The sequence below is a fragment of the Amycolatopsis circi genome (assembly GCF_003385235.1).
Lineage (GTDB): Bacteria > Actinomycetota > Actinomycetes > Mycobacteriales > Pseudonocardiaceae > Amycolatopsis > Amycolatopsis circi.
Genome location: NZ_PQIA01000113.1, coordinates 12,230 through 32,379, shown reverse-complemented (window position 1 = coordinate 32,379; position 20,150 = coordinate 12,230). Strand labels below are relative to the sequence as shown.

At 68.4% G+C, this 20,150-nt stretch carries 17 protein-coding genes and 1 pseudogene; 8 read left to right on the top strand and 10 right to left on the bottom strand.

Annotation, left to right across the window (positions count from 1 at the left end):
- The 3 genes and pseudogenes from D0D37_RS34880 to D0D37_RS34870 all read right to left on the bottom strand — a co-directional run.
- Positions 1–337 (bottom strand): annotated as a pseudogene (locus D0D37_RS34880) (sugar phosphate isomerase/epimerase family protein); the annotation flags it as partial.
- Positions 338–431: 94 nt separating this feature from the next.
- Entirely contained in the window at positions 432–971 is a 540-nt protein-coding gene (locus D0D37_RS34875; RefSeq protein ID WP_116204845.1) for a GNAT family N-acetyltransferase, read from the bottom strand.
- 19 nt (positions 972–990) lie between these two features.
- Positions 991–1,722, bottom strand: a complete 732-nt coding sequence (locus tag D0D37_RS34870; RefSeq protein WP_043833627.1) for a FadR/GntR family transcriptional regulator — start codon at positions 1,720–1,722, stop codon at positions 991–993.
- Between the two features lie 214 nt (positions 1,723–1,936).
- On the opposite strand from D0D37_RS34870, the gene D0D37_RS34865 reads away from it, so the two are divergent.
- The 7 genes from D0D37_RS34865 to D0D37_RS34835 all read left to right on the top strand — a co-directional run bounded on the left by D0D37_RS34865 (position 1,937) and on the right by D0D37_RS34835 (position 12,348).
- On the top strand, positions 1,937–3,544 hold the full coding sequence (locus D0D37_RS34865; protein ID WP_116204844.1) for an ABC transporter substrate-binding protein: 1,608 nt from the start codon (positions 1,937–1,939) through the stop codon (positions 3,542–3,544).
- Positions 3,545–3,559: 15 nt separating this feature from the next.
- Positions 3,560–4,519 carry an ABC transporter permease gene (locus tag D0D37_RS34860; RefSeq protein WP_116204843.1) on the top strand — a complete coding sequence of 320 codons (960 nt, stop codon included), beginning with the start codon at positions 3,560–3,562 and terminating at the stop codon, positions 4,517–4,519.
- Positions 4,520–4,586: 67 nt separating this feature from the next.
- Complete coding sequence (locus D0D37_RS34855) at positions 4,587–6,548, top strand: dipeptide/oligopeptide/nickel ABC transporter permease/ATP-binding protein (protein ID WP_116204842.1); 1,962 nt, start codon at positions 4,587–4,589, stop codon at positions 6,546–6,548.
- Positions 6,549–6,630: 82 nt separating this feature from the next.
- Positions 6,631–7,590 carry an oligopeptide/dipeptide ABC transporter ATP-binding protein gene (locus tag D0D37_RS34850; RefSeq protein WP_116204841.1) on the top strand — a complete coding sequence of 320 codons (960 nt, stop codon included), beginning with the start codon at positions 6,631–6,633 and terminating at the stop codon, positions 7,588–7,590.
- Positions 7,587–8,516, top strand: a complete 930-nt coding sequence (locus tag D0D37_RS34845; RefSeq protein WP_116204840.1) for a dihydrodipicolinate synthase family protein — start codon at positions 7,587–7,589, stop codon at positions 8,514–8,516. Before D0D37_RS34850 ends, D0D37_RS34845 begins: the two co-directional genes overlap by 4 nt.
- Entirely contained in the window at positions 8,516–10,522 is a 2,007-nt protein-coding gene (locus tag D0D37_RS34840) for a beta-galactosidase (RefSeq protein ID WP_116204839.1), read from the top strand. Before D0D37_RS34845 ends, D0D37_RS34840 begins: the two co-directional genes overlap by 1 nt.
- Positions 10,519–12,348, top strand: a complete 1,830-nt coding sequence (locus D0D37_RS34835) for a sialidase family protein (protein WP_116204838.1) — start codon at positions 10,519–10,521, stop codon at positions 12,346–12,348. The genes D0D37_RS34840 and D0D37_RS34835 overlap by 4 nt, the downstream gene beginning before the upstream one ends.
- Positions 12,349–12,387: 39 nt before the next feature.
- Here D0D37_RS34835 and D0D37_RS34830 read toward each other — a convergent pair whose 3' ends face one another.
- The 4 genes from D0D37_RS34830 to D0D37_RS34815 form a co-directional block, all read right to left on the bottom strand.
- On the bottom strand, positions 12,388–13,113 hold the full coding sequence (locus D0D37_RS34830; protein WP_116204837.1) for a sulfite exporter TauE/SafE family protein: 726 nt from the start codon (positions 13,111–13,113) through the stop codon (positions 12,388–12,390).
- 244 nt (positions 13,114–13,357) lie between these two features.
- Entirely contained in the window at positions 13,358–14,083 is a 726-nt protein-coding gene (locus tag D0D37_RS34825) for a GntR family transcriptional regulator (RefSeq protein ID WP_116204836.1), read from the bottom strand.
- 10 nt (positions 14,084–14,093) lie between these two features.
- Complete coding sequence (locus D0D37_RS34820) at positions 14,094–14,534, bottom strand: hypothetical protein (protein WP_162834615.1); 441 nt, start codon at positions 14,532–14,534, stop codon at positions 14,094–14,096.
- A 565-nt stretch (positions 14,535–15,099) separates the two neighbouring features.
- Positions 15,100–15,864 (bottom strand): SGNH/GDSL hydrolase family protein, encoded by a 765-nt coding sequence (locus D0D37_RS34815; RefSeq protein WP_116204834.1) that lies wholly within the window; start codon positions 15,862–15,864, stop codon positions 15,100–15,102.
- Between the two features lie 126 nt (positions 15,865–15,990).
- Here D0D37_RS34815 and D0D37_RS34805 point away from each other — a divergent pair, with 126 nt between their 5' ends.
- Positions 15,991–17,190 (top strand): glycosyltransferase, encoded by a 1,200-nt coding sequence (locus D0D37_RS34805; protein WP_167493616.1) that lies wholly within the window; start codon positions 15,991–15,993, stop codon positions 17,188–17,190.
- Positions 17,191–17,201: 11 nt separating this feature from the next.
- Here the strand turns inward: D0D37_RS34805 and D0D37_RS34800 are convergent, their stop codons facing one another.
- The 3 genes from D0D37_RS34800 to glgA all read right to left on the bottom strand — a co-directional run bounded on the left by D0D37_RS34800 (position 17,202) and on the right by glgA (position 20,095).
- The gene (locus tag D0D37_RS34800; protein ID WP_116204833.1) at positions 17,202–17,570 is read right to left on the bottom strand and encodes a DUF5684 domain-containing protein; all 369 of its coding nucleotides are present in this window, start codon (positions 17,568–17,570) and stop codon (positions 17,202–17,204) included.
- 153 nt (positions 17,571–17,723) lie between these two features.
- A complete protein-coding gene (gene glgC, locus D0D37_RS34795; protein ID WP_162834614.1) occupies positions 17,724–18,941 on the bottom strand; it encodes a glucose-1-phosphate adenylyltransferase in 1,218 nt (405 codons plus the stop codon).
- A complete protein-coding gene (gene glgA, locus D0D37_RS34790) occupies positions 18,938–20,095 on the bottom strand; it encodes a glycogen synthase (RefSeq protein WP_116204832.1) in 1,158 nt (385 codons plus the stop codon). The genes glgC and glgA overlap by 4 nt, the downstream gene beginning before the upstream one ends.
- Positions 20,096–20,150: the final 55 nt, after the last annotated feature.

The window sequence follows — 20,150 nt, the reverse complement described above, 5'->3', positions numbered from 1 at the left end:
CCTCAGCCGCAGCATTAAGCGCAGACGCAGTATCAGAGATATCCGCCAAACTCCCCCACCGGGCAGCCGGAACCAATGGCTCAATCACCACCCCGATCCCCAACTCCCGGGCCGCAGCGAACACCGCCCCCAAATCCTTCCCGACCAACGCCGCATGCGCAGTAGGCGCACTCAACCCATGCGCAGCCAGCCCAGCCCCGAGCGCCTCGACGTTCTCCACCACGCCATACGGCTCCACCCGCCGGAACCCGATGGCAGCCAGCCGCCGCAAAGTCCCGTCCGGATCAGCCGCGAACGCGTCGCGCACCGAGTACAGCTGCACCGAAGGTCCACCCATGCCAACTCCTAAAGATATAGGGGCTTTCGCCAATTTCTACCATCTGGTCAGAATTGACACCAGGACAGAACCGGACGGAAATCCGCGGCCGAGATCAGCCGAGATCCTTGTGCCAGATGAGAAAATCGCACGGAGTGGCCAGCAGCGGAGCCAGCTCCGGATGCGGCCCGTCGATCGTCGAGGTCTCCACCACCCGATACCCCAGCCGCCCGTACCACTGCGCGAGAAACTCCTTGGACGGATGCGTCCACTCGCGCGGCACCAACAGCTCAAGCTGCATCCGCGCACACCCCTGAGCCCGGCAGTAGTCCTCCGCGAACCGCACCAGCTCCCGCCCGATCCCCGCGCCCCGCACCTCCGGCGAGGCAGCGAGCAGACCGAACTCCCCCAGATCCTCGGCCAGCCGCTGGATCCGGACCGAACCCACCACGTCCCCGGCCAGCCGGGCGACCGCGATCTCGCCCGCGCGGACCAGCCCGGCCATCTCCGAAGCGTTAGTCCGATCGGCCGAACCAGCCCACAAACCGGCTTCAGCCTTGGCGTAGACGGTGTTCACCAGTTCCGCCAGCAGGGTCACCAGTGCGGCGTCCTCGGCAGCCGCCGGCGGCAGAAAAGCGATCTCCGGAGTCGTCACCGGTCCAGATTAACCACAATCAGCTGGCGGCCGAACCGGAAACCGCAGGCCGTGCCTCGCCGAAGCCGCCGTAGCGACCGGCCTTCGCCCGCTTGCGCACCTCGTCGAAGTGCCGGTGCACCGCGTGCGCGGCCGCCTCCGCGTCTCCGCTCACGAGCGCGTCCACGATCGCCTGGTGCCGTTTCGCGGTGGCCGGAGCCGACGACACCGGACCGCCCATTTCGCCCTCCGCGGCCCGGTAGACGTCCCAGAACAATCCGGTCAGCTCGCGCGCCAGATCGAAACCCGCTTCGGCGCAGATGAGGTCGTGGAACTCGCGGTCGGCTACCGCCGCGTCCGGTCCCTTGCGGCGCATCCGCGCGACGCACGCCTGCAGTTCGCCGATCAGCTCCGGCCGGTGGTCGCGCGCGACCCGGCTGGTCAGCTCCGTTTCGATCATTTCGCGCACCTCGAGCAGGTCGCGCAGCCGCCCGGCGTCCGTGCTGCCGCGGCTGCGCGTGCGGAAGAGCAGCCACGTCTGCAGCGCCTCCGACCCGGCCGAGCCGACGAACGTGCCGTAGCCGTGCCGGACCTCGACGATGCCGAGCGCCTGCAGCGCCTTGACCGCCTCCCGGATCGAATTCCGGCTGACCCCGATGTCCTCGGCGAGGCTCAGCTCGGTCGGCATCGGCGCGCCGGTCGGCAGCTGCCGGTCGACGATCAGGTCGATGATCTGCTTGGTGATCTCTTCACTGCGTTGCGGGCGCGCCACACGTGTCTCCCGGATGTCTTTCTTGCACTGGCACGTCGCCATCGGAGGACATCCTACGTCATGATCGGCTTCTCCCGCTGCACCCGCGCGGGTGGGAACAAGCCTCTTGACCGGGGCGGGAACGGGACTTAGGGTTCCGGCAAGTCATAGGACGTCCCACGTCCTACTTCTCGATGCTTTCTGGGTGGAACACCGCATCAAGTCAGGAGACGCCATGTCCCGAACCGCCATGGGGACTCAGTTCAACCGGCGCGCACTGCTGCGCTACGCCGGCCTCGCCGGGGCTGCCGCAGCGGTTTCGTCGACGCTCGCCGCGTGCGGCGGTCCCGCGTCGACCAACAAAACCGGCAATTCGTCCGGTTCCGTCACCGCGGTGATCGGGTACGGCAACAACCAGACCTGGGACCCGCTGCAGACCGCGTCGGCGTTCGCGATGGCGGCCATCCTGCACAGCTACGAGTCGCTCGTCGAGGGCGACCCGGTCACCCGGGAACCCTTCCCCGGCCTGGCCAAAGCGCTGCCGGCCGATCTCAAGAGCACCAAGCTGCGCTTCGAATTGCGCGACGGCGCGAAGTGGCACGACGGACAGCCGGTGACCGCCGACGACGTCGTGTTCACCTACGCCCGCGCGCTCGATCCCAAAGAGAACGTGCTCATCCACAGCTTCTTCTCGCAGTGGCTGGAGTCGGTCACCAAGGTCGACGCCAAGACCGTCGAGTTCAATCTGAAGTTCGCGTTCCCGTACGCGCTGCAGCGGATCCAGATCTGCAAGATCGTGCCCAAGCACGTGTTCGAGAACAACTGGAAGGCCGCCGCGGCGGGCAAGGTCGTCGGCTCCGGGCCGTACAAGATCACCGAACAGGCTCCGCTGTCGCACACCTCGTTCGAGAAGTTCGCCGACTACAACGGCCCGCGCCCGGCCGCGTACGACAAGATGCTCTGGAAGTCCATTGTGGATTCCGCGCCCCGGGTCGCGGCGATCTCCGGAGCGAAGCCGGACGCGCAGATCGCCGAGAACATCCCGCCCGCCAACGCCGAGCAGCTGCGCAAGGCGGGCCGCACGGTCGAATTCGCCGACGGCGGCAACAATCTGTTCCTCCTCTTCAACACCAAGCACACGCCGTTCGCCGACAAGCGGGTCCGCCAGGCGCTGCATTACGCCATCGACAAGAAGAAGATGATCGAAATCGGCCTGCGCGGCACCGGCACCGCGGGCACCTCCTTCATCAACCCGAAGCTGCCCGGTTCGCAGCCCGCGTCGCAGGACTTCAATTTCAATCCGGGAAAAGCCAAGCAACTGCTCGCCGAAGCGGGCGTCAGCGGTCTGAAGATCTCTCTGTCCACAACGAACACTTCGCTGGTCCTCGACTGCGTCAAGGTGATCAAGGAGGGCTGGGACGCGATCGGCGTGCAGACCACTTTGGACTCCCAGGACACCAAGGCGCTGTTCTCCAAACTGGACAACGGCGACGACTTCCAGGTCGTGGCCACCACGAACAACCCGCTGCAGTTCGGCAACGACCCGGACCTGCTGATCCGCTACTACTACGACGCGCAGTCGGTCCTCATGACGAAGTACGCGCGCTGGAGCGGCGACGACACCAACGCGTTGCTGGCGTTGCAGGACAAGGCTGCCGCGGAAACCGACGAGGCCAAACGCGGCGGGCTGTACAAGCAATTGCTCGACCAGATTTCCGAGCAGGCGGTGATCTACCCGATCGTCTTCACGCAGATGGGCACCGCGTGGGACCCGAAGGCGATCAGCGGCGTGCGTGCCCAGGGCTACCCGGGCATCTACCTCAACCAGGCCAAACCGGTCTGACGGGAGGCCCCGGAAGTGACAGTCGTCGTGCGGATGCTGGCCGGTCGCATCCTCGCCCTGATCCCGCTGTTGCTCGGCGTGATCCTGTTCGTGTTCATCGTGATGCGGTTCTCGCCGGTCGACCCGGCGATGGCCGCGTTCAACGGAGCCAACGCCACCGCCGATCAGCTCCAGCAGTTCCGTGAGCAGAACGGCCTGCTCGACCCGTTGCCGCTGCAGTACGTGCATTTCGTGTGGCATCTGCTGCAAGGCGACTTCGGCACGAGCGTGATCACCAAGGAGCCGGTGGGCCAGACCATCGCCACCGCGCTCCCGCTCACCCTGCAGCTGACCCTGCTGGGCTTGGCGCTCGCGCTCGTCGTCTCGGTCGTGCTCGGCGTGACGTCGGCGTTGTTCCGCGGCCGCTGGCCGGACCACCTGATCCGCTTCGTGACGCTCGCCGGCGTCGCCGCGCCCGCGTTCTGGATCGCGCTGCTGCTGGTGCAATGGCTGGCCGTGGGCAAGGGACTGTTCCCCACCAGCGGCTACGTCAGCCCGGCGGATTCGTTCTCCGGCTGGCTGAACTCGCTGACGCTGCCCGCGATCGCGCTGTCCGCGCCGGTCGCGGCGCAGCTGACCCGGGTGATCCGGACGTCGATGGTCGAGGAACTCGACAAGGACTACGTGCGCACCGCGCGCGGCGGCGGGCTGCCGCCGGTCGTGGTGGTCGGGCGGAACGTGCTGCGCAACGCCCTGGTCAACCCGCTGACCGTGCTCGGCCTGCGGGTCGGCTACCTGCTCGGCGGCGCGGTGGTGATCGAGACGATGTTCGCGCTGCCCGGCATGGGCCAGAACATGATCCAGGCCGTGCAGGACGGCGACACCGCCAAGGTGCAGGGCTTCGTCATCACCATCGCGGCCGGGTTCGTGCTCGTGAACCTCATCGTCGACGTGCTCTACCTCGTCGCCAACCCCCGCCTGCGGAGCCGCTCGTGATGCGCCCGAACCTCCTCGTCGGCTTGCTCTGCCCCGCCGCCAATCCCCGTCCGCGGAGCCGCTCGTGATGCGCCCAGTTCTCCGCCCGAATCTCACCGCCCGGCTGTCTCGGCCCGGCGTCCGGTTCCGGCGACTTCCCCTGTCCTCCTGGATCGCGCTGGCCGTGCTCGTCGTGCTCGGGCTCGTCGCGGTCCTCGGCACCGTCCTGGCCACGCACAATCCGGACGTGCTCAGCACCGACACCGGCGGGCCGAGCGCGGCGCACTGGTTCGGCACCGACCAGTCCGGCCGCGACATCTTCTCCCGGCTCGTCGCGGGCACCCGCTGGTCGCTCGCGATCGGGCTCGGCGCGACGCTGCTCGCGCTGGTCGCGGGCATCGTCGTCGGGTCGTTCGCGGCGACGTCCGGCCGCCGGGTCGACGGCCTGGTCATGCGGGTACTCGACGTCCTGATGGCCTTCCCGGGCATCGCGCTCGCCGCGGTGCTGGTGGCGGTGTTCGGCCGCGGCATTCTCGTGCTGATCCTCGCCATCGGCTTCCTCAACATGGCCCCGGTGGCGCGAGTGGTGCGGGCGAACGTGCTCGCACAATATGGTGAGGACTACGTCGCGGCCGAGCGGGTGATCGGCGCGAAACGGCTGTTCATCCTCGCCCGGCACGTCGCGGTCAACTGCGCCGCGCCGATCCTCGTGTACTGCACGGTGACCGTCGCGGACGCGATCGTGTTCGAGGCGTCGCTGTCGTTCATCGGCGCGGGGATCCAGCCGCCCGATCCGTCGTGGGGCTCGGTACTCGCGGACGGCAAGGACCTCGTGCTGACCGGCGGCTGGTGGGCGACGCTGTTCCCCGGACTGCTGATCCTGCTCACCGTGCTGGCGTTGAACATTCTCTCCGAGGGGATCTCCGACGCTTGGGCCGCGCCGTCGGCTCGCACCGCGAAGGCGGCCGAAGCGGCGCAGCAGATCGAACTGGCCCCGGAGGCCACCGCGCCGGTGCTGCCGCTGCGCGGTCTGCGCGAAGCCGGGCAACGGCTGGCGGCGAAGGCGCGAGAGCTGTCCGGACGGGAAACCGTGCTGGCGGTGGAAAATCTCGCGATCTCGTTCCCAGACCGGCACAACGGCGTGAACGTGGTCGACGGAGTGTCCTTTTCGGTCCGTTCCGGCGAGGTGCTCGGGTTGATCGGCGAATCGGGCTGCGGGAAGTCGCTCACCGCGCTGTCGATCATGGGGCTGCAGCCGGACGCCGCGCGGCTCAGCGGCGAGATCCGGTTCGCGGGCGACGACCTGCTCACCATGAAGCCGAGCGTCCGCCGCCGGCACCTCGGGCACGACCTGGCGATGGTGTACCAGGACGCGCTCAGCTCGCTGAACCCGGCGATGACGATCCGCGCGCAGCTCAAGCAATTCGCCCGGCGCGGCGGCACTCGCACGCCGGAAGAGCTGCTGGAACTGGTCAACCTCGATCCGGGCCGGACGCTTCGGGCGTATCCGCACGAGCTGTCCGGCGGGCAACGGCAGCGCGTGCTGATCGCGATGGCACTGTCGCGAAGCCCGAAGCTGATCGTGGCCGACGAGCCGACGACGGCGCTCGACGTGACCGTGCAGGCCCAGATCATGGCGCTTTTGCTGCGGCTGCAAGAAGAGCTGGGTTTCGCGCTGGTGCTGGTATCTCACGACCTCGCGCTGGTATCCGACATCGCCGACCGGGTTGTCGTGATGTACGGCGGGCAGGTCGCCGAGACCGGCGCGACCGCGGCCGTCGTCGGCGCGCCGCAGCACCACTACACCCGCGGCCTGCTCAGCGCGGTGCTGTCGCTGGAGGAGAACGAAGCGACGCTCACCCAGATCAAGGGCGTCGTGCCGTCACCGGCGGACTTCCCGCCTGGTTGCCGGTTCGCGAGCCGCTGTCCCGCCGCTCGCGGGCACTGCTTCGAGGTCGCTCCTGAACCCGCGGGCAACGGGCATCTCGTCGCTTGCCACTACCCCGCTGAGAACCCGGTCGCGGCGATGGCGGAAGGAGCGCAGGCATGAGCGCAGCTTGCAAGCGAATCATTGCTATTCATGCCGACACCTCCCGATCGACCAGCGTGAAACTCCTTAAGGAGGTGTCGGCATGAGCCTGGTCGAGGTCGACGGCGTGCACGTCGTGCACAAGATCCGCGGGTCCAGCCTGTTCGGGCACAACCGGGTGTACGCGCTCACCGACGCCACCCTGACCATCGCGAAGGGCGAAACCGTCGGCGTGGTCGGCGAATCCGGCTGCGGAAAGTCCACTTTGGCCAAAGTGCTGGTCGGGCTTCAAAAGCCCACTTCCGGCACGGTGCGTTACGCGGGCCAGCCACTGTCCGCATTGCGTCCGGCCGAACTGGGCCGCACCGTCGGGATGATCTTCCAGGACCCGTCGACCGCGCTGAACCGGCGGCTGCCCGTCACGAAGATCCTGCGCGACCCGCTCGACGTGCATCAGGTGGGCACCTCCGAGGAACGCGCCGACCGGGTCCGCGAGCTGATGAACCTCGTCGGGCTGCCGTCCAGTGTGGCCGACGCGCTGCCGTCGCAACTGTCCGGCGGACAGCGGCAACGCGTGGCGATCGCCCGCGCGCTCGCCCTGCGACCGGCGTTGCTGGTGGCCGACGAGCCAACGTCCGCTTTGGACGTTTCGGTGCGCGCGCAGATCCTGAACCTGTTGCTGGAACTGCGCGAACAGCTCGAACTGGCGATGGTGTTCGTGTCGCACGACATCCAGACCGTGCGCCGGATGAGCGACCGCATCGTGACGATGTACCTCGGCCGCATCGTCGAGCAGGCCCCGGCCGCCGAACTGCCGCACCACGCGCACCATCCGTACACCCGGGCGCTGTTCTCGGCGACGCCGAGCCTGCTGCACCCGGTGGAACCGATTGTCCTCAGTGGACCAGTGCCGTCGGCGACCGCGCCGCCGCCCGGCTGTCCGTTCCACACGCGCTGCCCGAAAGCCACCGATGAATGCTCCCTGGCCTTGCCACCGCAGTCCGGGCCGGACGAGCACACCTACCGCTGCATCCACCCAGAAATCGGAGTGACTGCCTCATGACTGCGCCCAAGTTCGCCGGCATCATCCCGCCGCTGTGCACGCCGTTCCACGACGATTTCACCGTGGACACCGCGTCGCTGCGGCGGCACATCGAATTCCAGCTCGACGCCGGCGTGCACGGGATCTTCGTGCTCGGTTCGTCCAGCGAGGTCGCCTTCCTGCCCGACGACCAGCGGCGGATCGCCCTCGAAACCGCGGTCGACCAGGTCGCCGGCCGGGTCCCGGTGCTCGCCGGCTGTATCGACATGACGACCTTGCGCGTCGCGGAGCACGTCAAGACCGCCGAAGCGGCCGGTGCGGACGCGATCGTGGTGACCGCGCCGTACTACACCCGCACGCACGTCGCGGAGATCGACCGGCATTTCCGGCTGCTGCACGAGCGGACGTCGCTGCCGATTTTCGCCTACGACATCCCGATGGCCGTGCACACGAAGCTCGACCGCGACCTGGTGCTGAACCTGGCCGCGGACGGCGTTTTGGCCGGGCTCAAGGATTCCAGCGGCGACGAGGCCGGATTCCGCCTTGTGCTTCAGCAGCGCCGGGAACGCGGTCTGGAGCAGTTCGCTGTGTTCACCGGCTCCGAACTGCTGGTGGACTCCGCGCTCGCGCAAGGCGCGGACGGTGCGGTTCCGGGGCTCGGAAACGTCGACCCGGTCGGCTATGTGCTGATCTACGACCACTTCCGCGGCGGCAACCCGCAGGCCGCGCGGCGCGAACAGGAACGCCTGCTGACGCTGTTCAGCATTACCGACGTCGCGCCGCCGAACCGGATGGGCCGCGGTTCGGCCGCGCTCGGCGCGTTCAAGGCGTCGATGAAGATGCGCGGATTTATCGACAACGCGGTGATGGCGCCGCCGCAGCTCCCCCTCAACGACGACGAACTGCTGCAGATCAAGGGAAAACTGGCGGAAGCGGGTCTCCTCTGATGGATCGGCTGTATTACGGCGGGGATTACAACCCCGAGCATTGGTCGCCCGACGTGTGGGCGGAAGACCTGAAACTGATGGCCGAGGCGTCGGTTTCGATGGTGACCGTCGGGATTTTCTCCTGGGCGCAGGTCGAACCGCGGCCCGGAGAATTCGATTTCGGCTGGTTCGACACGGTGATGGACAACCTCGCCTCCGGCGGGGTCCGGGCCTGTCTCGCCACCATGACGGCCTCGCCGCCGCCGTGGCTTTCGCACAAATATCCGGAAATCCTGCCGGTTCGCGCGGACGGCACGCGACTGTCCGCCGGTGCGCGGCAACAGTTCTGCCCGTCCAGCCCGGTGTTCCGCGAGCACGCCGCACGGCTGGTGGAACAGGTCGCCAATCGGTACGCCGGGCATCCAGCGCTGGACATGTGGCATATCGGCAATGAGTTCGGCTGCCATATCCGCGCCTGTTACTGCGATGAGTCCGGTGTGGACTTCCGGCGCTGGCTTACCGAACGTTACGGCAGCGTCGAGGCGTTGAACGAAGCCTGGAGCACGACGTTCTGGTCGCAGCGGTACTCCGACTTCGACGAGGTGCAGCCGCCGCGCGTCGCACCGACCTTCCCGAACCCGGCGCATCAGCTGGACTATCACCGGTTCTCGTCCGACGCGTCGCTCGGCTGCTACCTCAACGAACGCGAGGTGCTCACCCGCATCACCCCGGATGTTCCGGTGACCACGAACTTCGTCGGCCGCGTGCAGAAGTCGCTCGACTGGCACCGGTGGGTGCAGCACGAGGACGTGGTGAGCCTCGACTCCTACCCCGACCCGCACGATCCGCGCTCGCACGTCGAGGCGGCGTTCGCCTACGACCTCGTCCGGTCCCTTAAGGACGGTCAACCGTGGCTGCTCCTCGAACAGGCGCCCAGCGCGGTGAACTGGCGCACCCGCAACGGCCCGAAGCCGCCCGGAACGATGCGGCGGGACAGCTGGCAGGCGGTCGCCCGCGGCGCGGACGCGGTGCTGTTCTTCCAGTGGCGGCAGACTCCGGGCGGCGCGGAGAAGTTCCACTCCGCGATGGTGCCGCACGGCGGCCCGGACACCCGAACCTTCCGCGAGGTGCGCGACGTCGGCCAGGAATTGGCAGCGACGCAGCAGCTCGCCGGGAGCCGGGTACGGGCCGAAGTCGCGTTCCTGCACGACTGGAACAACTGGTGGGCGCTGGAGCTGAACTCGCATCCCTCGGATGACCTCGACCAGCTCGAAACCCACCTGGCGCACTACGCGCCGCTCTTCGACGCGAACGTGACCTGCGACGTCCTGCACCCGGCAAAGGACCTTTCCGGGTACAAGCTCGTGGTGGTGCCCAATCTGTACCTGATGGACAGTCCGGTCGCCGCCAACCTCCGCTCCTATGTGGAGGGTGGCGGGCATCTGGTGGTGTCGTTCTTCTCCGGCATCGCCGACGAGAACGACCGCGTGTACACCGGCGGCTATCCCGCTCCGCTGCGCGACATTCTCGGCCTGCGCGTCGACGAATTCTGGCCGCTGCCCGAAGGCGGATCCACGACCCTCAATCTCGACGGCGTTTCTGTCGGCGCGACGATCTGGTCCGAATGGATCGAATCCGAAGGCGCGGACGTCATCGCCACCTTCGGTGAAGGTCCGCTGGCCGGTCGTCCCGCGGTCACGCGACACGAGTTCGGCTCGGGCGTCGCCTGGTATCTCGGCACCCGGCCAGATCCGGACGTCATGCGCACACTCTTCGACCGGATCACCGACGACGCCGGAGTTTCGCCAGTGCTGCCCGGTTTGCCGGCCGGCATCCAGGCCATCGTGCGGCACGGTGCGGACGACTACCTGTTCCTGCTCAACCACAACGCCGAAGCCGTCACCGTTTCCCTGCCTTCACCCGGTACAGATTTGCTCACCGATCCCGCTCAGCCATCGTCCGAAGTGGAACTGGCCGCGCACGGCGTGGCCGTCCTTTCCGGACAGTTCGGAACGGAGACCAGATGAGAACCGCCCTTCGCGTGGTGCTGGCGTTCGTACTGCTGGCTTTCCTCGCTCCCGTCGGCACCGCTCAGGCCGCTCCGCAGTTCGATCAGAAAGCGCTCTTCAACCCGCATCAGGAAACCGGGTACGCGTGTTTCCGCATCCCGGCGATCGTCCGCAGCACGCACGGCACGCTGCTGGCCTTCGCCGAGGGCCGCAAGGACAACTGCGGCGACACCGGTGACATCGACCTGGTGCTGAAGCGTTCGACCGACGGCGGCACCACCTGGTCGCCACTGCAGGTGGTGAACCGCGGCGGCGGTGACACCCACGGCAACCCAGTGCCCATTGTGGACAGCAAGACCGGCCGGATCGTCCTGATCACCACGTACAACAAGGGTCGCACCGACGACAAGGGCTGCGCCGTCCCGTGCCCGCGCACGCCGCACTCGCAGTACAGCACCGACGACGGCCGCACCTGGTCCACGCCGGTCGACATCAGCGCGCAAGCGAAGCTGCCCGCGTGGGACTCCTGGTACGCCTCGGGCCCGGTGCACGGCATCCAACTCCAGCACGGCAGGCACGCGGGCCGGCTCGTCTTCGGGGTGAACGCCGAACGCAGTGACGGCACCAATTCCGTCGAGAACTACGCCGGTCTCATCTACAGCGACGACAGCGGCTCCACCTGGCACGTCGGCGCTGTCGACAACTACCTGCACCCGGTAGGCGGCACCTTCACGCAAAAGCCGTCGGAAGTCAGCGTCGTCGAACTGCCGGACGGCACCATCTACGCCGGTGGTCGCGAGCAGAGCGGCACCGACATCGGCAACCGCGACTACGCGCTGAGCCGCGACGGCGGCGAGACGTTCTCCCAGCGGTTCACCACGATCCCCGATCTCGTGACGCCGATGGTGCAGGGCTCCCTGCTGCGCCTCGACCGTCCCGGCGGGAAGCGGATCCTGTTCGCCTCCCCCGCCGACACCGACCGGCGGCGCTGGATGACCATCCGTTCGTCCTATGACGACGGTCGCACGTGGGAAAACGCCGACCAGGGCACCCGGATCACGACGGACTGGTCGGGCTACTCCGACCTGGTCCAGCTGAGCGGTCCGGAGGACAAGAACGCGAAGATCGGCCTGATGTACGAGGGCGGCGCAGTGGACGCCCGCGACGAGATCCGCTTCGCCCGCTTCGACGAGAACTACCTCGGCTGGAAGCGTTCGCCGGGAGTGTCCACTCCGGACGTCGCAAGTGGACAGCCCGCTCGCGTGCTCGGTGACGCCAGCACTGTCCCCGGCAAATTCGGCAAGGCGCTGCAGTTGAAGAACGGCTTCGTACGCGTCCCTTACTCGCCGACGCAACTGGTCGGCTCCGGCGACTTCACCTTCTCCACCTGGGTCAACTACGGCTCCTCAAAGGACCCGCAGCCTCTCCTGTGGCTAGGCGGCATGGGCTCGACCGCGCCGCAGTTGTGGCTCCGCGCCGAACCCGCGTCGCACCGGTTGATCGCGATGATGACCACCGCCGCCGGAAGCAAGTCGGTGACCACGCAATCGGCCTACGATGATCAGAAATGGCACCACGTGGTGCTCCAGCGATCGGACGGCCAGCTCCGCATTCTGGTCGACGGCGCGATGGCGGCGTCCGGTCCGGACTCCCCCGGTTCGGTCACCCAGACCGTCTCGTTCCAGCTGTGGCTGGGCGAACGCCTCGACGGCGCACAGCACTTGTCCGGCTCGCTGGACGACACGCGCCTCTACCGCCGGGCTCTGTCCACTGCGGAATTGACGACCGTGCGCGCCGGAAAACCCGTCTCGGGTGCGGTAATGCAACTCCCCTTCGACCGGTAGTCCTGGTGAAGCCGGGTGGTCCTGGGGGGCCACCCGGCTTCAGCCGCGCAACGCGAGATACGGCGCGATCCCGACCAGCACCGCGATGAGAGCGGCTTTGAGCGTCTTGGTCGGCAACGCGTGCGCGATCCGCCAGCCGATCAACACGCCCGCCAGCTCGGGGATTCCGACAATTGCCGCCAGCTGCCAGTCGATCGCGCCGTGCAGGACGTAACCGAGCGTGCCGACGCTGGCTATCACCACCGACTGCACCTGCGCCGCCGCGAGCGCCCCGAGCACCGGCATCCCGGCGACGACCAGCAACGGCACCGCCAGCATCGGCCCGCCGACCCCGACCAGTCCCGCCACGACCGCGACCCCGGCCCCGATCGCGCCCGCGACCGGCATCCCAACGGCCCGTTCCCGTCCCTTCAACCCGACGAACACCGCCACGACGAGCGCGAAGCCGCCGAGCACGATCCCGAAAGCCTTTGTGGACACCCAGGAATTCAACAGCACTCCCAGCGGCGTTCCCACTACCGCTGCTGCGGCAAGAATTCCCGCCACGCGCCGGGTTTCGGGCTCACGCAACTGTCCGGAATGGACGAAGGCGGCGCTGCCGAGGAGCCCGGTGGCCACGTGCGTGACGATCGCCGTTCCCGCCACCTGTGCCGGGGTGAGCGAGGTGAAGACGAACAGTCCGACGGTCGCGAGAACACCGCCCGGTCCGACCGCGGTGATGCCGATCCCGGCGAGCAACCCGGTGACGATGAGCGCGACGATCACCTCCGCTGCCTCCGGAAGTCGTTCTCTCGTCTGGGCTTCGCTGCGAGGTCATCCGCACGACGTACCAGCTCGCGCGTAGTCCGCCGTCTGAAACCGCGGCTTGCCAACCGAATCACTCCCGTCTCTTGGTGCGCCTCAACTCGAACCCGTACCGACCACGCCACCCTCAAGCGCCGGGCAGCACGGGGGTCGTGAGTGTTTGTGCCGGTTAGAACCGGCATAAACACTCACGAGGCCCGTCGCCTCACCGCAGGCCGCGCTGCAAAGTCGCCCGCAGCGTCAACCGGTCCGCGCGAATGTGCAGCCACTCCGCGTCGACCGGCCGCCCGTCCGGCAATCGAGTCAACCGGTCCAGGGCGAAAACCGCCGTCCCCGGCGCAATCTCCAGCAACGCCGCCGTATCCGGACCGGCGGACACCGCGTGCACCTCCACCTCCGCCCGCCCCAGCCGGATGCCGTTCGTCTCCTCCAGCAGCGCGAACAGATCCCGGTGCGCCAAATCCTTCCCCAGCAACGGAATCCCCAACTCGGCCACCAGATAGGTCGAGTCCAGCGACAACGGCGCCCCGCCCAGCCGCCGGACGCGCTCCAAATGCACGACCTCCTCCCCTGCCGCCAGGCCGAGGCGTTCCGCGACCGCGGGCGGTGCGGCGACCGTCTCGGCCGTGCGCACCTCATTCACGATCTCGCCGTGTCCCGCGAGTTCCTCCGCCAGCCCGGTCAACCGGTCGAGGCCGTGCCCGTACTTCGGCCGCACCACGAGCGTCCCGACGCCCTGCCGACGTTCGACGAGCCCTTCGTCCCGCAGCAAGGCCAGCGCTTCCCGCACGACGTTCCGCGACGCGCCGAACCACTCGCCTAGTTCCCGCTCGCCCGGCAGCAGCTCGCCGACCTCGCCCGCGACGATCCGCTGCCGCAGGCCGTCGGCCACCTGCCGGGCCCGTTCCGCTCTCCGCCGCGTAGTCACCACGTCGGCGACGCTACCCGGATTTTGATTGCGCCGAGGTTACGCCACCCACATTGACCTGCGGAAACGCCGTGAGCAGCGGCGACAGGAGCCCAGTAGCCCGTTCCGCCACCGTCACCACCCTGCGCGTCCGCCCGGTGCCCGCGCGGACGCGCCGGGGGATCAGATCGAGGCATTCGGCGCGGAGCGCCGCGCTCCAGCCGAAGCGGTGCGGCTGTTCGCCGAAGGCATCACGTTGCTGCCCGCACTCATCGGCGGCGGCAAGGATCCGGTCACCTTCGAGGCCGAATTCGGTCGCGACGCCGATGTGCCGCCGCCCGGCGCCGCCGATCTGGACCGTGTCGATCGGCCCGGCTCGCTCGCCGTCACCGGACGGCTGGTTTCCCGCTGTCGCCCAGGATCGGCGCGGCGAAGCGGTCGCGAATCCCGCACCGCTCATCGGCCGAGCCGCCATCGCAGCACGATCAGCGGCGGCACCGGCGAGCACGGAATGGAGGTGCTCGCCGGGGTCAGTGCGATCCTAGGAACTGGCCAAGGCGAGCGAGAAACACGGCGCGGACGGATTCGTGTTCCTCCCGAACGTCGGCACCGCTGCCGAGCGGGCAGAATCCCGGCAGCGATGGGTGCACAAGGTCGTGCCCGCGATACAAGCGGTGATCGGACGCCGAACCGGTCGACAAAGGCTGTCGAACCTCGAGGATGCAGCCCGCCGAGATTGCGAGGACCCGGCCACGCGGCAAGCCCCGCGCTGAACCCAGCCGCGCCAGCGGTCGCCGCGCGAGACCGTCCCCGGCCCGTGCGGCGACCCCGCCGAAACGCTTAGCAATCCCTCCGAGGCTAAACGACCGGCCCACCACATCCCCACGCTCGACAGACGTGGCCGCGGGCCGGGAATTCCGGTCAGTCCGCCGAATCGCTCAGCAGAGGCTAAACGACCACCCACCACGTCCCCGCACTCGACAGACGTGGCCGCGAGCCGGGAATTCCGGTCAGTCAGCCCCGCCCAACCCCCGAACCGCTCAGCAAATGCTTCCCAGGCTCGACGTCCAGCCCCACCACATCCCGTACTCGGCGAGGTTCCCCGCGTCGTTCAGGTGCACGTTGTCCGCCAGCCACGGGCTCGGGTTGGGCAGGTTCGCCGACCCGGCGGGCGGGATGTACTGCCGCAGGTCCACCAGCGCCGTGCCCTTCTCGACCGCCGTCTGGTAGATCGACGTCGCGTACTGCGACCAGAAGTACTTCTGCGTCTGGCCGCCCCACGGGTTGGGCGTCCACTTCAGCTCGGCGTAGATCGAGAGCAGGATGTCGACCCCGGGCCGCGCGGCGCGGATGTTGTCGATGACCTTGCCGAGGTTCGCCTTGAACACCGCCGGGTCGGCCTGCGAGATCAGCTCGTTGCCGCCGAGGTCGACGAGGACCAGGTCGGGCTGGCGTTGCGTGAGGTCGGCGAGCGCGCCGGTCGTGTCGGGCCAGCGGCCGCCGGGGAGGTAGTCGGTGGCCATCGCGCCGTTGTGCGCGTAGTTCTTCGTCGTGGTGTTCCACTGCGCGTGGAGGTCGTTGGCGATTTTCGTGGTCCAGCCGTACGTGGTCGGCGCGTAGGTGTCCGTAGCGGACTGGTAGCCCGTGGTGCCGTAACCGGTGTCGGCCGACGTGCCGAGGATCGCGACCTGCTCCTTTTTGGTGCACCAGGTGCTGGTCTGACCAGCGTCGGCGGCGACGGCGGGGGACATCGCGATGCCGAAGCCGACCAGGGTCAGCAACGCCGCGATACGGGCTTTTCGCATGGGGACCGGACCTTTCCGGGAGAGTCGATCTGCGGATGTGTCGGCGCGGCGGTCCCGCGCGTTACCGGTGTGCCCGAACCGAAACCGGGATGCGGGGAGCGTCACGATTCTGGCAGTCTCGAGGAGGTGAAGATCCTGTTCGCGTCCGCGCCCGGGTACGGGCTCACGCTTCCGCTGGTCCCGGTGGTCTGGGCCGCCCGCGCCGCCGGGCACGAGGTGCTGCTGGCCACCTCCGCCGAGATCGCCGAGGTGTCCGCGCGCGCCGGGCTGCCGGTCGCCGACGTCTTCCCCGGCCGCGACATCTGGGCCGACCTGCTGGCCTCGGTCAAGGGCGGGGCCGCGCCGGATCCGGACGAGCCCGAGGAGTACCGGATCGCGCGGCAGCACCAGGGCCCGTTCGGGCTCTTCACCGCCGCCATGACCAAGGTCACGATCGAGGCGGGCCAGGCGTTCGGCGCGGACCTGGTCGTCTACCCGTCCGACCACGGCGCCGGCGCGCTCGCCGCGGTCGCGCTCGGCGTGCCCGCGCTCGAGGTCGGCAACCGGATCTCGTGGTCAGCCCGCGACCGCTCGTGGCGCACCGAGCACGACGACCTCCTGGGCGGCGAGCTTGTCACGCTGATGCGAGAGAAGCTCGGCCTCGGCGACGCGCCGCCGAACGTCATCGCCCGGATCGACCCGCGTGCGCCGAGCATGGGCGGCCTGCGCGCGGACGAGGAGCATGCCGACGAACGCGACGGCGCGCCCTGGTGGCCGATGCAGTTCGTGCCCTACAACGGCGGGTCGGTGCTGCCGGAGTGGGTGCTGCGGAAGCCGGAACAGCCCCGGGTGGCCGTCACGCTGGGCACTGTCGTTCCGGCGATGACGGGGATCAGCAGCTTGAAGGTGGTGCTCGACGCGCTCGGCGGGATGGACGTCGAGGTCGTTCTCGCGGCGGGCGCCGCTGACGTGAGCGAACTGGGCGAGCTTCCGGAGAACGTCCGGTCGGTGGGGTATTTGCCGCTGTCGGCGTTCCTGCCCGGGTGTTCGGCGATCGTTCATCACGGCGGGTCCGGGACTACTGCCGCGCCGTTGTTCTACGGGGTGCCGCAGTTGGTGCTGCCGAGTTTCGCGGACAATCCGATGTCGGCCGAGCGGGTGGCCGAGCGGGGCGTCGGACTGAGTCATGATCCGTCCACTGTGGACGTCTCCACCGTGCGGAAGCTGGTGCGGCAACTGCTTGACGAAGATTCGTTCTCCTCGGCCGCAGCCGAGGTGCGCGCGGAGATCGCCGGGCAGCCGAGCCCTTCCGACGTCCTCGCGCGCGCCGTCGCCGCGTTGCGCTGAACCGGGTTACCTCACCGAGGGCCGGGTGCGGTGTACCGGGCCCGGCCGAACCCCAGGATCAGGTAGCCGATGACGGAGAACAGGAACAGGCCGAAGAACCCGAAGACGCCGCTCTTGCCGAACGCCCTGGCGATGTCGAGCGAGACCACGATCATGACCACGAGGTTGACCAGCGGAACGAACAGCAGGATCAGCCACCATCCGGAGCGGCCGGCGATCTTCAGCCAGACGTAGACGTTGTAGATCGGGATGATCGCCGCCCAGCCGGGGCGTCCGGCCTTCGCGAACACCAGCCACAGCCCGACGACCGCGAGGACCGTGACGACCAGCCCGGCCGAGCCGAAGCCGAGTGCCGGGTTGAACGAAGTCTCTTGGTTCACAGTGCTGGAGTCCTTTTCGAAGTGCCTGCCGGACGCGTGACTTTAACGTCGCGGGGCGGGCGCGGCAGAACGGACTCGGGCCGGTTGTCGTTTACTGACCGAATGTGCCTGGCGATCGGGAAAACGGGGCAGCGGGCCCCTCGGCGCCGTCGGCTAGATGGCTGTTTCTCCCTTGCCCAGCACGACGATTCCGAAATCGCTGACGTGATAGTGGCTGCGGTCCCTCGCCAGATCGACCCCGATGTGCGCGCCCGGCGGGACGACGACGTTCTTGTCCAGGATCGCGCGCCGCACCACCGCGCCGCGGCCGACTCGCGCACCGTCCAGCAGCACCGAACCCTGCACCACCGCGCCGTTCTCGATGAAAACGTCCGGCGACAGCACCGAATCCACTACCTGCGCACCGGAAATGATGCAGCCGTTGCTGACGATCGACTGGGTCGCCGTGCCGCCTTCCACGAACTTCGCCGCCGCGCGCTGGCCCGGGTGCGCCAGGATCGGCCATTTCCGGTTGTACAGATTGAAAATCGGCTGCGTCGAGATCAGATCGGTGTGCGCGTCGTAATAGCTGTCGATCGTTCCGACGTCGCGCCAGTAGCCGTGGTCCCGGCTCGTTTCGCCGGGCACCACATTGCCGCTGAAGTCGTAGACCGCGGCTTCGGATTTCTCCACCAGCGCCGGGATGATGTCGCGGCCCATGTCGTGTTTGGACGCCGGGTCCTTGGCGTCCGCGTGCAGCGCGTCGAGCATCACCTGCGTCGTGAAGACGTAATTGCCCATCGACACATACGATTCGTCCGGCGAATCCGGCAGGCCCGGCGGGTCCTCGGGCTTCTCCAGGAACGCGTCGATCTTCGTCCCGTCCTCGGTGCTGATCACGCCGAACGAACGGGCCTCCGCGCGCGGCACGCGGATTCCGGCGACCGTCACGCCCGCGCCGGACGCGATGTGCGCGTCGATCATCTGCCGCGGGTCCATCCGGTAGATGTTGTCCGCGCCGAAGACCGCGATGTACGCGGGCGATTCGTCGTGCACGAGGTTGAGGCTCTGGTGGATGGCGTCCGCGCTGCCCTGGAACCAGCGCGGGCCGAGCCGCTGCTGCGCGGGCACCGGCGTGACGTACTCGCCGGTCAGCGACGACAGCCGCCACGTCGTCGAGATGTGCCGGTCCAGCGAGTGCGATTTGTACTGCGTCAGCACGCAAATCCGGCGGATCCCGCCGTGCACCAGGTTGGACAGCACGAAGTCGATCAGCCGGTGCACGCCGCCGAACGGGACCGCGGGTTTCGCGCGGTCGGTGGTCAGCGGCATCAGCCGTTTGCCCTCGCCCCCGGCGAGGACGATCCCCAGCACATCGGATCCGTCGATCACGAAACCCTCCCGCACGCCTCGTAAACCCCGACCGTCGCGGCGGCGATCGCTGCCCAGCCGAACTCTCCCACCGCGCGGTCCCGTCCGGCGAGGCCCAGCCGGGTGGCGCGGGCGCGGTCGGCGGCCAGGTCGTTGATCCCGCGCGCGAGCCCGGCCTCGAAAGCGCCGGGCTCGTTCTCGTCGTAGTGCACCAGTACCCCGGTCTCGCCGTCGGCAACCACCTCCGGGATGCCGCCGACGTCGCTGGCGACGACCGCGGTGCCGCACGCCATCGCCTCCAGGTTCACGATGCCGAGCGGCTCGTAAACCGAGGGACAGACGAACACCAGCGCGTGCGTCAGCAACTGGACTACTTCGCTGCGCGGCAGCATTTCCGGGATCCAGTGCACACCGGACCGTTTCGCCTGCAATTCCGCGACAAGTCCGCGAAACTCCGCGTCCAGCTCCGGCGTGTCCGCGCCGCCCGCGCAGAGGATCAGCTGCACGTCCTCGTCCAGCGCGGCCCCGGCGCGCACGAGATGCGGCACACCTTTCTGCCGCGTGATCCGGCCGACGAACAACGCGTACGGCCGGTTCGGATCGATGCCGTGCTTCTCAAGCACATCAGTGCCGGGATCGGGTTGGTACAGCTCGGTGTCGATGCCGTTGCGCACCACGTGCACCCGCGCCGGGTCGACGTTCGGGTACGCGGCGAGCACGTCGCGTCGCATGCCGGAGCTGACCGCGATGATCGCGTCCGCCGCTTCGTAGGCGTCGCGCTCGATCCACGACGACACGCGGTAACCGCCGCCGAGCTGCTCGGCTTTCCACGGCCGCAGCGGTTCGAGCGAATGCGCGGTGATGACGTGCGGAATCCCGTGCGCGAGCTTCGCCAGATGGCCGCCGAGGTTCGCGTACCAGGTATGACTGTGCGCGAGATCGTGGCCGGCGAGCGCGTCGGCCATCGAGACCGCGATGTCCATCGTGGCGAACGCGGGCTGGGCATAACCGTGCGCGTCGCGGTGCCCGTGCGCGCCGTCCGGGCGATCGGGGCCCCAGCAGTGCACGTCGAGGTCGACCAGCGACCGCAGTTCCCGCGCGAGGAACTCGACATGCACCCCCGCTCCCCCGTACACGTCCGGCGGATATTCCCGGGTGAGCAGGCCGACCTTCATGCGTCGACCCTAGACGTCCCCACCGGGCGCACGCAGTACGGAAAGCGGGCGAATC